Source organism: Pedobacter terrae (assembly GCF_900100705.1).
Taxonomy (GTDB): domain Bacteria; phylum Bacteroidota; class Bacteroidia; order Sphingobacteriales; family Sphingobacteriaceae; genus Pedobacter; species Pedobacter terrae.
The window spans coordinates 15704-31440 of sequence record NZ_FNCH01000031.1 but is presented as its reverse complement, the minus strand read 5'-3'; the positions used below and the strand labels follow the sequence as shown (position 1 = coordinate 31440).

The following is a 15737-nucleotide window of genomic DNA, read 5'->3' as shown; positions in this document are numbered from 1 at the left end:
AATCTAGTATTTAAGCCCAAAATTTAATTTTGTTTTTCGTCATTCTCGCGCAGGCGGGAATCTTAAAGCGCTTTGCAATAGCATTAAGATTCCCAATTAAATTGGGAATGACGACGTATCAAAATATAATTTGATTAGTGAGCCATCATTGCACTCCGGTCGAAATGACGGAATTTATGTTTGGTATTCAACTTTAGTCTTCGGACTTCCGACTCTAAAATCTACTTCAACAAATGCGGTTCAACCGCTTTTTTCCAGATGGCATAACCTTTAGCATTCATATGCAACATATCTTCCACAAAAAGTTCGGGTCTTAATTTTCCATCTTTTGTTAACATTAAAGAATAAACATTAACAAAGGTTGTATTCGCTTCTCCGGCAAGAAACTTTTTAATTAATGCGTTAGATGCTACTGCTTTCTCCTTAAATTTATCCCTGCTTGGGCTCGGTTTAATAGAAATATACACAATAGGGACAGTTGGAAGTTTGGCCCTAATGGCTTTATATAGTTTAAGGGTACGGTTCAGTACGGTGTCAGGTGTTACCGTATCATTAGGCAGGTCGTTCTCACCTACATAAAGTACAATTTGTTTGGGATGGTAAGGAAAAACAACATCATTTAAATAATAAGTAATATCGTTAATAACGGCACCGCCAATCCCCCTGTTTAAGGCATTGTATTTGGCAAAAATCTGTGTACAATCGTCCCATTTACGGATAGATGAGCTCCCCACAAACAGCACCGGGTTTACGGGTGGTTTATACATCTGATCGTACTTTTTAATTACCTGTACATCATCCCAAAAGTTGGGTTTCTTTTGGGCAAAAGTGGTTATGGTTAAAAGAGAGAGGATAAGCAGAACAAAGGATGATTTTTTCATATAAGCATGTTTAAAACGGGCACAATATAGTAATATACAATTGGCGGCGGGTAAATCAAACAAATTTATTACCGCTGGTTTACGATTTGATTGCTAAGGAGGCAGAGAATACAGAGATGGTGGCTAAATCTGTCCTGAAGCATCGTCATTTCGAGAGAAACGCAGCGCAGTCGAGAAATCTTTTAAAGTAGATTTTAATAACCAGGTTCAAAGATCTCTCCCCGCCTGTACGGGCAGGCCTGTCCTCACAGGCGGGCATTCCGCTGCGCTACAGTCGAGATGATGACGACCAGTACAAACGACTCCCAAGCATCGTCATTTCGAGCGAAACGCAGTGCAGTCGAGAAATCTTTTAAACCAGATTTCAATAACCAGGTTCAAAGATCTCTCCCCGCCTGTACGGGCAGGCCTGTCCGCACAGGCGGGCATTCCGCTGCGCTACAATCGAGATGATGACGACCAGTACAAACGACTCCCAAGCATCGTCATTTCAATTTTCCTTTGTCCTACGGTTCAGTCTTGCCTCGGCTCGCCGCCGCCGAAGGGCTCTTACTTTTTGGCATCAAAAAGTAACAAAAAATGCCGGCTGAAAATTTTTCTTTCAAAGTCAGTGGTAGGGCTTGGCCAATGGAGTCCGAAAAATTTGTTAGGCCGGATTTAAGTAGAACGGAGATACAGTGCCAAGGCCTGGCTAGATGGAAATACATAATGTCGCAATACATTCATAAACAATTAACTGTAACCCCCAGAACCAGCGCTGAACTTCGTGAATAAACCTGATTGGAATGGAAAGCCCACAGCGCAGCGAGGACTTGGAATGGAAAGCAGGACTACAATCCGCCAAGATATACTGCCCTTTCATTTCCAAAAAAACAACTAAATTGAGCTATTAACGAGGTCTTCGACTCCGCTCAGACTGACAAGCAATCAAGCTCACCCCAAAAAACCAGCACTAAACCGCTTAAATTCGAACGATAAAGCAGCAATGTGTACCAACTTCTGACTGGTAGAATGATCGTCATGATTTAAATCCATAACATCAACACTCGGTACTGCATCGCTTTTTAATTCAGTTCCATTACTCAGGTTACTTACAATTTGTTTAACCAGCAACGCATTGGCCTGCCCCGATTGATGATGACCCGAAAGGTATATAGAAGTGATGATGGCATTAATCTGGTAAATAATAGCCTGTACATCATAAAGTCCATTAAAATCGATGTGTTTCCGCATCGGTTCCTGGTTGGCGGAATCAATCGCTTCGCTTAAGCCAGACAAACTTAAATTGGCATTTTTTCGTGCCATACGCGATTGATTCTCATCCCGTTCGGCGTGGTTTTGAATGGCCACCTCGAGGTAACGGATACTGGCTTTAACTGCATCTGTAATTTTTGCCCTTAGCTGCTGGCTATCCCAAATTGGGAACAAATAGGTGGCAAAAATGGCAATTACACAGCCCAGTACGGTGAAGATAATCCGATCGTGCACCAGGTGATCGAAATGCCCCTGATAACTGCCCAGTGTTAAAATAACCGCAGGTGTAATACACAGTACACTTACCGTATAATTTAAGCGGTTAAAGGCATAAAAACCAAGTAAGAAAACCACTGAAAAAGAAAGCAGCACCGCCGGACTTTTCACAAAATAGATAATGATCAGTCCGATAGCCACCCCGCCCATACTGCCTTTTAAACGCTGTAAATTCCTTTTCCAGGTAATCGAAAATTTTGGTCGCGCGACTATAACCAGTGTTAAGAAAAGCCAATAGCTGTATTTGCTCGGCTCCAACTGCCAGATGAGCAGGAAACCAAACACGAAACAGATAGCCAGCCGCAGCGAAAACCTGAATATGGGTGATTTTAGTGTCAGGTGTTCCTGAATGGAAAAACGATCGCCGGTAATAAACAGTGGGTAAGAAATCTTTCCGCTCAGTTCCTGCAGGTGTTTTTCGGTGGTGCGCTCATTCCCCCTGATCATCTCGATAATCCGCACAATATCGTTCATGTTCGAAACCACCTTCAGCACAATTTTACGCTGGCTTTCGTTTAAACGTTCCATCTCCTGCAATAACATGATGCGTTGCTGCTGATATTCGATGTTGGTGGCTACCTCTCCTTTATATGCCTTTGCCGAACGCACGTGCCTGCCCAACTGCTCCAGTTCTTTAGCCAGTAATCTAATCAAACCGGCAATCAGTTTTAAACTCGTGCCAGTATCCAAAGTTTTTCGTACCAAAGCATAATCGTAATGTACGGCATTCAACTGCTCATATAAATCAATCAGTAACCTGGCCCGTTCCAGCAACAACCGGCCTTTGGGGTTGTCGGGATTCATGGCGTATTTATCGGTAAGCAACAGGTTGCGGATCAGCTCGTGTTTCTGGTTTACCTTAATGTGCAGTTTAATGGCTTCTTTCTGTTGCGGATCGAGCGGCACATCCACATCATAATTTTTAGCCTTTGCATTTAAAAATGAGGCACTGCTCATCAGGCATTCGAAAATAGCGTGGTGCAGCGAACGGTAAGGCCGTATCAAAATCTGGATCAGGCTGATGACATAATACCATACACCACCCACCAAAATATAACTACTAAAGTACAGCGGCCTGGCCGGATGGAGCCCCATTACAAAGGTGCATACAATCAGGGCCATGGTGCCAATCAACGAGAGTTTTTGCCCATATACCGCAAACATGGAACAGCCAAAAGCCGCCATAACCACCACTGCCGTGGTAAGGTATGGACTGTACAATACGGATGAAACCACCCATGTGGCCAGGAAAAATACGATGATACTGGATAAGGCCGTTTTCAGTTTATTCAATCGGTTATCGGGCAAATCGGTCAGGCTGATTAATAAAGCACCAACCCCTATTCCTTTTGCTGCCTCGGCATTGCCCAGGTAAAAGAATAAAATAATGGGTAACACCACGGTAATGGTGGTGCGCAGGGCATCAGAAAAGTACTCTCCCAAAAAGAAATACGAAATGGTAGAGCCAATGCTGTTTTTGCCCATGTATATGTTAACGAATGCTGATAATTGGTAAATGCTGCAAAGATAACAGATTTATAATGCATGCATAGTAAATGGTGATAGAAAACCAGATACCGATTTGTTCTTTGGGTTTTAGGGAACTATCGTAGCGCAAGTATTAGTACTTGAGGACGGCGCAAAAGACTGAATGTGTTTAAAATAATATCTAAAGCAGAATGATTTTGAGCCAACCGATACGTTCTTTTTATTATACTTAAATTAGAACATTCCCCGTAATTATAAAAGATACCATGTATATTCAAGAAATATCAATTGATATAAAGACAAAAAAATTGGATAAAGATGAACTTATTGATGAGTTTAATGTACTGATGTCTTTTTATCGTGGAAATGGACAGACACAAGGAAGAATAGAATCTCAGTATATTAAAAACGACAAAATAGTTTGTTTACCCTTCACGCTTGAGAAAAATTCTCTCCATAAGAAATTTAATAACTTCTATGTAAATAGACAAACAAAAAAAATTGAGGATATCTGTAATGCTAAGCTGAAATATAAAACTATCGGAAAGTCGTATGATAGTTATAAATCTCCTTGCAAATGTAAAAAGCCTGATTTCTATATTCTGATTACAAATTATATTACAATCAAATCTCCGTTAACTTGTGGGACTTGCTTTAAATCAGTTCCACTCTATAGATTACCAATTTATTACGATCATGGCTATATGCCTATTTTAAGTTGGGAAACAAATTATATTTCGTGCGACAGTTTGCAAATGAATTGTGAAGTTGGAGAACGTTGGGCTTTAAACCAAATGCAAGCAATTGATTCTGAACTATCCAAACAGGGACTCGAAATTTGCAAGAAAATAGCAGAGCTGACCTCTATTCCCACTTTTTATTATTTTACATAACTACAAGAAGCATAAAGGAGCTGAGCTGACAAGGCCTTGTCCGGGTTGTAATCAGAAATGGGATTTAAAAACACAACTTAACAACCAGTATGACTTTAAATGTGATGCGTGTAAAATAATATCAACGGTATCAATGAACAGTTAATGAGTTTATCTATCTAAATTATGAAAAGCACAAGTCATCACCGCCCCGCCCTACCCACTAAGATTTGCGCTAGTAAGGGCAGTAATATTCCCCTTTGTTATTTAATCTAAACTTCCGCCTTTTCTCGATATCCTCCAAATAATAGCTGTGATTTGTTATATTTGAATATGAATGATCTAAAGAAAGCGCTCTTCTCTCAGGAAGGACTAGATAAAGAAACATTGTTTGAAGCTAAATTAAATGCTATAGAACTAAAATATGAAAATTGGTTTTCTAATAGAGAAGATATTATCTCTGGAAAGAAGCCAGATAGATTACATAATTATTGGATAACCTATCAATCTGGTAATAATTTATCTTTTAAGATTAAAGATGAATTACCTGTAGAAATTAGGAACGAATGCTTACAAGCATTTGCAGATATTTATCAAAAAGACTAATTCAATTTCTAAAAACTAGCCTTTTGGTTTAGAGCAGAATAGTAAGTTAACTTCCTTAATTCCAAAAACAAAAGTAATAGCACCTACACACAATTAAAATGTTTATTAACCTCTCAGAATGGAAAATGATCAAAGTATTTAGTACTGTTGATTGTATTGAGCCTAAAAATCTGGCAAAATCATTTAATAATTTCAGTGATGATAATTTGAAGAAAACTTTAGACTCACTAATAAATAAGGACATTGTAAATTATTTTTGGATAGGTGGAGGATATAATGATTATAGCTCATATAACATCAAATCATTAGGAATGAAAATTGCCAAACGCGGTTATTTAAAACATAATGTCATTGAATTTTTCGTCTTACTGGACAAACATAAGGCTTGGATTCCTATTGTAGTTGGAATTATTGGGTTATCTATAGCCCTTCAGAAATGCTAAAACAACTCTCTGATTCTCTGCAAGGGTAATTTGCTATATTGAAGCCAAAAAATTAATCTCTTTCTTAATCAAATTAACCCCGCTAGCGCACGCGTTGCCGCGTGTGAAATTTGACGCTATCCCCATGAACAAATTCAAACAACTTTTTGAAAACAAAAAAGGTATCATTAAAAAACTGGGTATTATCTTTAATAAGCCATGCAGCGAACAAGATATTACAGATTTACAATCAAAACTTAGTTGCCCGCTACCGTCTGATCTTATCGAATTCTACACCTTTTGCGATGGAATAGAAACAGAAGATTTTATGTTTAGGATAGTTCAGATATCAGAGGTAATTGATTACCTAAATGAGTTGAAAAGCAATATGCTTCATTTTGCTGAATATATGATTTACAGTGATCAATGGTTAATCCAGCTAAATGAAGGAGGAAGTTATGAAATTCTTAATAATGATCATGAAACTAAAGAAATGACCGTCCAAAGCAATTCGATATTCGAATTTCTGGAAATTTACCTTACAGGTGGGCTCTTTAGCAAATTGAATAATAATAATAATAATAATAGCTTTTGGGACAGGTTAAATAAGAACCTTGGTTAACCAATAATTTTTCGGCAAATTAGCGCTTTAGAAGATTGCTTCACGCCACCACAATAACCCTCACCCTTCGGTTCGCAATGACGAAGCGGCCTACTAATAACTATTAAAACTAACATATATGCACTGGGCTGCCTTTCAACAGCCCAGTAATTTTTTAATCCCTATACCCATCCCTAAAACTATAATGCGTTTGCGCATTACAGATTACATAATCGATAATTTCGATGTTTAGCTTTGCGCAGGTATTAAAACAGGTGCTTACAAAAAGTTCGTCGAGGGGGTTAACCTTAATGCTTTCACATCGCAATAGTTTACCACCAGTACACCATAAGCATTACAGGCAACAGCCAAGCCCGCCAGTTGCTGTATGCAGTTAATTGGTTTGGCCTGTTGCTTTAGCTTGTGCCAGCAAAAAACCTCGTGGTTTCGATTTACAAACAGCACATACCAATCGCATTCTTTACCAGATGATGGTTTGCCGCGGAGCTGTTTTAAAAATTGAATTGAATTTTGGACCAGGTTTACATTAAAAGGCCTTTTGAGTGTGCGATAACTAAACTCCAGTTTAGCTAAAGTAATTTGATTTTTTGTTAGGTGCATTTTAAAAAAATTAAATAAATGCCTAACTGTGTTCGCGACATAAATATAGCAAAAATTTATAATTAAGCTGCTAAAAAACAAACTAAAAGAAGAATTAAATTTGTATACAGATATATTAATTACCGGATAGACCCTGAAATAAATTTACTGCGTAGCTTTCCGCTGCGCTACAGGTCAGGGTGACGATCATCTTCAATATACTACTTCTTCTTTCTGCGCCTGCCCAAGCATTATTTTTGTCACGGATGCACGAAGAACACGGAAAAACTTTAGTTTCCTCCGTGATTTCTGTGTTTCCGTGGCTAATTAATTTTTGCACATGTTATAAAAGCAGACTTCCCTGCCACCACAACTGCCCTGCCCTTAAGTTCGCAATGATATGCCTGGAAATTTCTCCATCCGATTATCCGTCATTTCGAGCGGAGCACAGCGAAGCCCAGAACCCGAAGGCTCAGCGAAGCTAAATCTTTTAAAGTTGCATGTAAAACCCAGTTCAAAGATTTCTCCGCTACGGTCGAAATGACGATACGCCTAGAGATTTGCTGTGGAAATTTCTCCATTCGATCATCCGTCATTTCGAGCGGAGCGCAGCGAAGTCGAGAAATCTTTTAACATAGTCCAAAGATCTCTCCCCACTTGTCCAGGCAGGCCTGTCCGCACAGGCGGGCATTCCGCTGCGCTACAGGAGATGACGACCAATTTTTTATACATAAATATCTACTAAAAGATTGCTTCACGCCACTACAACAGCCCTTCACTTCAGTTCGCAATGACGACACCAAACCTCAGTCCTCGGTCTTTCCGACTTCTGACTATAACTTTGTGTCCTTTGCGCCTTTTCTCTGTGACCTTTGTGGTTAAAAAATCCGCAATGACGAAGCAGAGCATTTAATTATCAATAACCAAACTTCAATGAACAGGCAGCGACTGTATATTAAACGATCGCGGTAAAGCACCAAACCTCGGTTCTCCGACTCCGGACTACCGACTCTAGACTAAAACTTTCTCAAAATCTCCTTGCCAGTAACTAACCTTTTCGTTATCTTAGTCATATCCCTTTAAACCGGGCGGCAGTTTTTCTACCTCCACGGTTATAAAAAAATCATCCCAACATTTTATTAACGGGTTTTATGCCCATTAAATTAACAGGTTATGAAAATAACGGGAATGATTAGGGAACCTCCGCGTTCTGCAACAAGCTGCTACCGCAGCACAAAACATTTAAAAAACCATCTCTTTTATTTAAAAGAGGCAAATTACTTTGAAACTTTGCTGCAGTGTGCAGCGACCGATTAAAGTTTCTTTGAAATGCTCCTGCAGTGTGCAGCAAACAATTAAAGTTGTTTTGAAACCTTCCTGCAATGTGCAGTGGCCAATTAAAGTTACTTTGAAACCCTCCTGCAGGGCGCAGCAGTAAATCAAAGTAAAAAACACGAAATAACATCAACTATTAAATTAGACCTTATGATTAACTCCATCGTATTACAACCGCTCAGAAACAGCGAGTATATTCAGTTTTTAACCGATACCTTAAACATTGTATTGAAAAATGATCCGAAAGCGCTTAATGTTAGTGCGCAGTATGATGCATTGCGCACCGCAACCGACAATGTGGAGAAGCTGTTCAAAATTAGTCAGGCCAGTTTGGTAACGGCCGAGATAGAGGCTTTAGATAAACGGCGCGATGATGCCATAAACGGTATTAGCCTGCAGGTACAAAGTTTAGTTTACAGTGCAGATCCGGTAATAAACCAGCATGGCAAAACACTAAGTGCCCATTTGGCGCTATTTGGCAGCAGCATAGCCAGAGAGAATTACCAGAGCGAAACCACCATATTGCGCAACATTGTTAACGATTGGAAAAACAAACCCGAACTGCAAGAGGCGGTAAAGGCTTTAAACCTGGGCAACTGGCTAAACGAATTAGAATCAGCCAATAACGATTTTAACCAGGCCTATATTAAACGGAATGAAGAACTAGCTGCTGCACCTACCGAAAAGCTACGCGAGTTACGCAATACTACCAATAATTTATATTATAAACTGCGTACACGGATTAACTCTAACTTCGATATTAATGATGGTGCAGAACCCTGGGCCAGTACCGTAAACCTGATTAACCAGCATATTGGCAACTATGCCCTGCTGCAAAACCGCCGTGCCACTACAACAGGAGTAGAACCACCGGTGGTAAGCTAAGTGTTTTCAACTTTAAAATGCACACGGATAATCAGCTATCTGTGTGCATTTTTCATGTGTTATCGGTGATATTGAGGGATAATTTATTGTTTGAATTGATATGAGCGGACGTTTTTTCCTTCGCACAAATCTTGCCTCGGCTCACCGCCGCCGAAGGGCTCTTACTTTTTGGCATCAAAAAGTAACAAAAAATGCCGGCTGAAAATTTTTCTTTGAAAGGCAGTAGAATGGCCAGGTCAGTGCAGCCCGAAAAATTTATTAGGCCGGTTTTAAGTAGAACGGGAGATACTGTGCTATGGCCTTACAAGTGGCAGACTTGTGCTTTATAAATAATTTAAGGTAAAATTATCTATCAAAATTTCAAAAAGCACAAGTCAACCCATCCCAACAATCCCGCCCGTTAAGACTCGCGCTAGAATAGGTCTCAAAGCATCGTCATTTCGACCGCAGTGCCTGCCCGTACAGGCGGGGAGAGATCTTTTAACATAGTCGAAAGATCTCTCCATTCCGCTGCGCTACAGTCGAGATGAAGACCAACTTTTGATACCTAGAATATTCTGCTAAAAAGATTGCTTTACGCCACTACAACAGCCCTCGGCCTCAGTTCGCAATGACGGCACCAAACCTCAGTCCTCGGTCTTTACGACTCTGACTATAACTTTGTGTCCTCTGTGCTTCTTTTCTTCGCGACCTTTGCGGTTAAAAAATTGCGCCTAAGCTTCTGTCTCTGTCATCCAACTCCCTACTAATTTAATCATTATCAAAACAATTGCCTTTTAAAACGGATTATATAAATACACCAATAACATTTGATATGAAAACGAAAATAATAATTTTAGTAGCCGCATTTGGTTTAGCATTTTCAGCATGTAGTGGTAAAAAGGCCGATCAGGAAAATGCTGATAGTATGTATAAATACACTGATACCAATAAAGTAGTTGATAGTACAAGTACCGATTCTGTAGCAGATTCGACCACCAATGCCCCTGCTGATGTAAAACATTAAAGACAATAAACAAGCAACTAGCGCTCATGCCGAAAAGTATGGGCGTTTTTTATGATTCAACAACTGAAAGTCCGGAAGTCAGGAGACCGGAAGTCCGAAGATCATGTTGCTAAGCGACAATCGCCTAGCTTTGTGTACGCTGTGTTTCTCTTTGTGTTCTCTGTGGTTTAATAAAGACTCTTCAATGCGTTCAGAATGACAGTATTTAATTTCTACAGATCAAACAGATAAATATAAAAGTCCGAAGACCGGAGTTCGAAGATCATGTTGCTAAACGACAATCGCCTAGCTTTGTGTACGCTGTGTTTCTCTTTGTGTTCTCTGTGGTTTAATAAAGATATTCGCAGATTTTTCTCCATAAATTGCCAGTCTGAGAATAAATTAATAGGATTAACAGATAAATTATATTGGTTAATATCCCTTGAGAGATCGTCATTCCCAACTTGATCCGATGGCTCGGATGGGAATCGTAATGCAAGCGCTTTAAGATTCCCGCATGCGCGAGGATGACGACCAAACTTGTAGATAGTGTCAATAGTAGCAGAGTCGAAGACCATATACCTTTCCGTCCTTTGCGCTTTTTTTCTGTACGATCTCTTTGGTTAAAGGTGAAAGTCGGGAAACCGATGATCATATTGAAAAGGATAATGGCCAAACGCGCTACGCCATGCGCTTAACTTACAATTATTCCATCAACTTGCTCTTAATCCCTTCAGTCAGTTTTTTCACTTTCTTATAACCTGCAGCTGTACTATTCCTTTTATCGAAGCTGATTTCGAGCCAGCCCTTTTTGGCTTTAAGGTTAAACTTATCGCTGCCATTTAAATTCACTAAAAGATCGATATGCTGATCCAGTGGAAGTTCATTATTTAAAGCACTGTCCAGGTATTTTTCCAGTTTATCCGTTTTACTTTCGGCATACTTTGCTTCAAATTTAAAGTCAGACTGGTTGTCTATCGTGCTTACTGATAAATGTCCTTCTCCATTGTGGCAACCAAAACTTAAGCCGACAACTAAAATCGCGATACTGTAAAAGATATTTTTCATATTGAAATGGTTAACTGGTTTAAAGATGGTTAACTGGTTAATTGTTTAAATTGGTTAATTGAAGCGAAAATTGACTCTGGACTGAGGACTCAAGACTTTGGACTCCAAACGCCAAACGCCAAACTCCCAACTTAAAACTACCCACCCGCTCTATTCTTAACATCATCCGCAGCTGTTTTACGGTTTTGGTTCGATTTTAAATTCTGGTTACCGAAATTATAACTTACACTGAAGGTAGCCCTTCTACTGATGTAATTGTTCTGAATCCTTAAGTTTACATTTTGATAATCCAGCGTTCCTTTCCAATAGTTGGTCTGGAAGATATCATCAACATTCAATCTAAATTTTAAAGCTTTGTTTAGGAAGCTTTTTTGCACGCCCATATTTAAAGCGTACTGGTAAATAGTGGTCCGCTCTATACCACGCACTCGCGGAGAATTCAACCAGAAATTGGTTTCTAAAGTCCAGTTATGAGGCAAGGTTATAGAACTGTTAATGTTAAAGTTATACATTACTTTACTCAACACAAATGGAGCCCCTTCCAGGTTATCATCCTTAAATTTATTGTAAAATAAGCTAAAGTTGTTCTGCAAGCTCCACCATTTGGTAATATTTACCGGAAAATATAAGCTAGCGGTATAATATGCTCCGCTCCCAATATTGCCTTGTCCAACGGTAACAATCCTGGTGCTGTCATTCTGTGCCGTTTTACTATCTAAAATAAGATCTTTTGTTTTCGAATAACTCAAAGAAAATGATAATCCACTTTTATAATTATAGCTTACTTCAAAATTATTGGTAAACTGTGGCTTTAAATATGGATTACCCTGCTGAATGGTATAAGGATCCATGTAAAAATTAAAAGGATTTAACTGCTGGTAATTAGGGCGATCGATCCGCCTGCCGTATGCATAACGTAAATTACTGCTCTCCGAAATTTTCTGACTGACAAAAACCGTTGGAAACAATGATAAATAATGCTGCTTCACCTGAGTATTATTGGTTACCGATGTACCGGTAGATTGTGTATACTCTGCCCGTAAACCAGCCTGAAGCTGCCATTTACCCCAATCTTTAGCTACATTGGCATAAGCTGCATTTACATTTTCCTTATAGATAAAGTTATTGCTCTGTCCTACAATATTCTGCCATTCATTGTTGATCAGCGCTGAGGAAAGAAAATCGTTATTGGTTTTGACATAAGCGCTTTTCAGGCCAGTTTCCAGCTTGGTCGTTTTTGATAATGGCCAGGTAAAGTCGGTTTTTGCTGCATAAATATCAATCGCTGTTTTACTATCATTTTTAATGATAGTATTGTTATATACTACACCTTTATCATTATAAAAATTAGTATTAAAGTTTTCCAGGCCCGAATAATCAAAACCAGAGAAATCGGCATCGAAATTTAAACTCGCCCCCTCCTTTTTAAAATCGTGTTTGATATTAAAATTTGCGCTATAATTTTTGTTTGGTGTATTGGCATTAGAATATTGGATCAATGAATTTTTGTTCATTGTACCGGCCTGCGTTTCATTGATAAAGGTTTGAGAGAAATTATCGAGTTTACGCGTACTGCTACTGCCATCAAACATCACTCCGATCGTTGTTTTTTCATTCACAAAATAATCAGCACCCAATTTTGCAGCCAGGCGAGATCCGGTATATACTTTTTGAAAATTTTGATTAAATACACTCTGCAAACCATTGGCATTGGTACTTCGATCTAAAAATAAACTGGAGAAGTTATTGTTTTTAGAGGCATTTGCGTTGGTAAAAAAGTTCCACTTTTCTACGCGGTGATTTAAGTTGAAGTTCAACTCCGATCCATAAATATTGGTAGGCAGATTAGCCCTTATCGCATTACGATAGGTTGATGAGACATTACCATTGGTACCAAATGCCTTATTCTTTTTTAGCCTGATGTTGATGATCCCTGAATTACCTGCAGCATCATATTTGGCTGATGGATTGGTAATAATTTCAATGGTAGCGATCTGACTGCTGCTTAAGTTATTTAAGTAGGTAGTTAAATCAGCAGCTGATAAAAAATTGTTTTTTCCATCAATCATCACCGTCACCCCTGATTTATTATTCAATAAAACCTGTTCATTTTGCCTGTCGATTTGCACACCAGGCGCTTTCTCTAAAATTTCGAGTGCCGTACTACCTGTGGATGTAATACTATTCTCTACATTCAGTACCGTTTTGTCAATCTGGTGTTCAATAAATGGTTTTTTTCCCTGAACGCTCACTTCTTTTAACTGTTTGGTTAAGCTTTCTATGCTGATGGCTGGTAGATTTAGATCTCCGTTGATGGTAAAACGTTCTGTCTTTTTACTTTTAAAACCCACTATAGAAACCGACAGCACATATTCGCCATTTTTTAACTGATCGATGCTAAACTCACCATCTATATTGGTCGATACACTTTTTACAAAGCTCGTATCCGGATAATTCAGCACCCGAACAATGGCAAACGGCACGGGAGCAGTTTTTTCATCCACAATTTTGCCGGTAAGTTTATTTAATTTTTGGGCAAAAGAAGCCCCACATGCCATTAAGCATGCAATTAGCGTAAATAATGTTTTCATGGTTTCTTCTTTTTAGGTGTGATTGTCATCCCGGCCTCGCTAATCGTCATCTCGACTGGAACGCAGTGGAATGCCTGCCCGTACAGGCGGGGAGAGATCTATTTTAGTAGGTTTATGTTCTTTAAATTGCTATTGCTCAGGCTCAATCCCCAACTCTTCTTTAACCTCCCTAATCCGGTTTGAAACAGAATCCTGGTAAAGGGTATCCGTAGGTTTACTCTTTTTCAACTGTTCCAAATCAAATAGTTCTCCTTTTAGCTTTTGTTTTTTTAGCGCCTCTTCTTTTAATTTGGCTACGCATTTCAAACCGTCGTCTGTCATCACCCAAACACTGTAATCATTGTGGTCATTTTCACTGTCATTACATTCCCAGGTCCAATAATTATTAACGTAACGGTAAGCATCCTGCTTCAAAATTAACCTGGTTCCCACCGGGATTTCAAGGTTTAACCTTACTTCCTGGTTTCTCCAGATGCTTCCCTTTCTCAATTGAAACCGCGGACTAAAAATCAGTTCCGAATCTTTCATTACATAGTTGTAGCTAATGTTCTGCGCATTTTGCAAGGCACTTTGAAAGGTTTTACCTTGCGATTCATACTTTTGTGTTAAGCGTGTAACACCCGTTTCGCTTTTATTAATATCAATACGGATCCGGTTCGGAGACACAAATGGTCCGTCTTCAAAATCATCAACTACAATCTGATGGCGGTTGTTCGCATCAATGTGGTAAGCTACGCTATCTTCTTTACTGAAGTATTTACTTTTATCAATATTGATGGTATAAACCGGATAAGCTTTTAAATCAGTTGTTTGCGTTAACTCTGCATGTTGCTTAAATTCCGATGAAATCTTTGCCGCCTGATAACCCGTAACGGCCACACCTGCCAACCAGATGATTAACAGTGCGAAAGAAAGTGTTTTATTAATGGCCTGTTTATTAAAGGCTACCCTGATGGAGAATAATACCAAAGCCAAAACCGGTACAAAGCAAACCATAAATGCACCAAATAAAATGGCGCCCCTATTACCTTCATTAACAATAGAGAAGGGAAAATATTCATAAATGCTGGCATCCCAAAACCCCTGAAAAGCAGCTGTACCAATAATTAAAGTAAGTAAAAAGAGTACGCCAAAAACGATAATGAAACCTGCAATTACTTTAAAAATAACCTTACCAGTGCCCGAAATAAAGCGACCAAGCCATTCAAAAAACTCACCAATAAAAATCCCCAGTCGGGCAAATATGGGTTGCGCATGTTTATTTACTTCGCCTAAGCGTTCTTTAACTGCTTGTAATTCTTCATCCAGGTTCTTTTGAAACCCCTGAAGGTTTGCAGGCTCACCTTTCATCTCCATGCGTTCGATCCGGGATTTTGCTTTCGGCATGATGATCCAGAGTATCGCATATACCAATATTCCAAATCCACCTGCAAAACTGATCAGTAACGTTGCCAACCTGATCCATTTAGGATCGGCATTTACAAAATGTGCAATACCGGCACAAACACCTGCAACCACACGGTCGTCCATATCGCGGTATAATTTTTTCTCTACATACTGGTGTTGGTAGGTACTGTTAATCACAGGTTCTTCCTCACTTTCTTCAGCTGTATCGAAATCCTGTACCCTACCCATTTGTGCAATCACCGAGTTTACGTTTGCCGAATCTACCACTTGTTTTTTTTGCTCATCCAATTGCTCGGTAAGCAACTCTGCAATCCGGTTTTCAATGTCCGTTACAATTTCAAGGTCATCTGCATGGTTGGCAAAATATTGTTTTACTTCGTTCAAGTAGGCTTTTAAGAGCTCGTAAGCACTTTCTTCAATGTGAATAATCGTGTTTCCTATATTAATGATGATGGTCTTTTCCATT

At 39.2% G+C, this 15737-nt stretch carries 13 protein-coding genes; 7 read left to right on the top strand and 6 right to left on the bottom strand.

All coding sequences use genetic code 11. From position 1 onward, the window contains the following. Positions 1 to 221: 221 nt before the first annotated feature. Positions 222 to 881: a GDSL-type esterase/lipase family protein gene (locus BLR60_RS23325; RefSeq protein ID WP_090504554.1), complete on the bottom strand. Its 660-nt coding sequence runs from the start codon at positions 879 to 881 to the stop codon at positions 222 to 224. Positions 882 to 1814: 933 nt separating this feature from the next. Continuing rightward, on the bottom strand, positions 1815 to 3896 hold the full coding sequence (locus BLR60_RS23315; RefSeq protein ID WP_090504548.1) for an FUSC family protein: 2082 nt from the start codon (positions 3894 to 3896) through the stop codon (positions 1815 to 1817). Positions 3897 to 4165: 269 nt separating this feature from the next. Between BLR60_RS23315 and BLR60_RS23310 the strand changes: the two genes are divergently transcribed. The 5 genes from BLR60_RS23310 to BLR60_RS23295 all read left to right on the top strand — a co-directional run bounded on the left by BLR60_RS23310 (position 4166) and on the right by BLR60_RS23295 (position 6421). Continuing rightward, positions 4166 to 4792 carry a DUF2310 family Zn-ribbon-containing protein gene (locus BLR60_RS23310; RefSeq protein ID WP_244155734.1) on the top strand — a complete coding sequence of 209 codons (627 nt, stop codon included), beginning with the start codon at positions 4166 to 4168 and terminating at the stop codon, positions 4790 to 4792. Further along, positions 4779 to 4937, top strand: a complete 159-nt coding sequence (locus tag BLR60_RS25505; RefSeq protein ID WP_394333587.1) for a DUF2310 family Zn-ribbon-containing protein — start codon at positions 4779 to 4781, stop codon at positions 4935 to 4937. The genes BLR60_RS23310 and BLR60_RS25505 overlap by 14 nt, the downstream gene beginning before the upstream one ends. A 167-nt stretch (positions 4938 to 5104) precedes the next feature. Then, on the top strand, positions 5105 to 5377 hold the full coding sequence (locus tag BLR60_RS23305; RefSeq protein ID WP_090504544.1) for a hypothetical protein: 273 nt from the start codon (positions 5105 to 5107) through the stop codon (positions 5375 to 5377). A 125-nt stretch (positions 5378 to 5502) separates the two neighbouring features. Next, complete coding sequence (locus BLR60_RS23300) at positions 5503 to 5820, top strand: hypothetical protein (protein WP_090504541.1); 318 nt, start codon at positions 5503 to 5505, stop codon at positions 5818 to 5820. A gap of 124 nt (positions 5821 to 5944) precedes the next feature. Continuing rightward, positions 5945 to 6421 carry an SMI1/KNR4 family protein gene (locus tag BLR60_RS23295; RefSeq protein WP_090504538.1) on the top strand — a complete coding sequence of 159 codons (477 nt, stop codon included), beginning with the start codon at positions 5945 to 5947 and terminating at the stop codon, positions 6419 to 6421. A 258-nt stretch (positions 6422 to 6679) separates the two neighbouring features. Here the strand turns inward: BLR60_RS23295 and BLR60_RS23290 are convergent, their stop codons facing one another. Next, complete coding sequence (locus BLR60_RS23290) at positions 6680 to 7021, bottom strand: hypothetical protein (RefSeq protein ID WP_090504535.1); 342 nt, start codon at positions 7019 to 7021, stop codon at positions 6680 to 6682. Positions 7022 to 8485: 1464 nt separating this feature from the next. On the opposite strand from BLR60_RS23290, the gene BLR60_RS23280 reads away from it, so the two are divergent. Continuing rightward, the gene (locus BLR60_RS23280) at positions 8486 to 9220 is read left to right on the top strand and encodes a DUF6261 family protein (protein ID WP_090504529.1); all 735 of its coding nucleotides are present in this window, start codon (positions 8486 to 8488) and stop codon (positions 9218 to 9220) included. 814 nt (positions 9221 to 10034) lie between these two features. After that, on the top strand, positions 10035 to 10226 hold the full coding sequence (locus tag BLR60_RS23275) for a hypothetical protein (protein ID WP_090504526.1): 192 nt from the start codon (positions 10035 to 10037) through the stop codon (positions 10224 to 10226). Between the two features lie 684 nt (positions 10227 to 10910). On the opposite strand, the gene BLR60_RS23270 is transcribed toward BLR60_RS23275, so the two are convergent. The 3 genes from BLR60_RS23270 to BLR60_RS23260 all read right to left on the bottom strand — a co-directional run bounded on the left by BLR60_RS23270 (position 10911) and on the right by BLR60_RS23260 (position 15736). Continuing rightward, a complete protein-coding gene (locus BLR60_RS23270) occupies positions 10911 to 11273 on the bottom strand; it encodes a hypothetical protein (RefSeq protein ID WP_090504524.1) in 363 nt (120 codons plus the stop codon). A 137-nt stretch (positions 11274 to 11410) separates the two neighbouring features. Beyond that, entirely contained in the window at positions 11411 to 13864 is a 2454-nt protein-coding gene (locus BLR60_RS23265; protein WP_090504521.1) for an outer membrane beta-barrel family protein, read from the bottom strand. A gap of 129 nt (positions 13865 to 13993) precedes the next feature. Beyond that, the gene (locus BLR60_RS23260; RefSeq protein ID WP_090504518.1) at positions 13994 to 15736 is read right to left on the bottom strand and encodes a PspC domain-containing protein; all 1743 of its coding nucleotides are present in this window, start codon (positions 15734 to 15736) and stop codon (positions 13994 to 13996) included. Between the last annotated feature and the right edge of the window lies 1 nt (position 15737).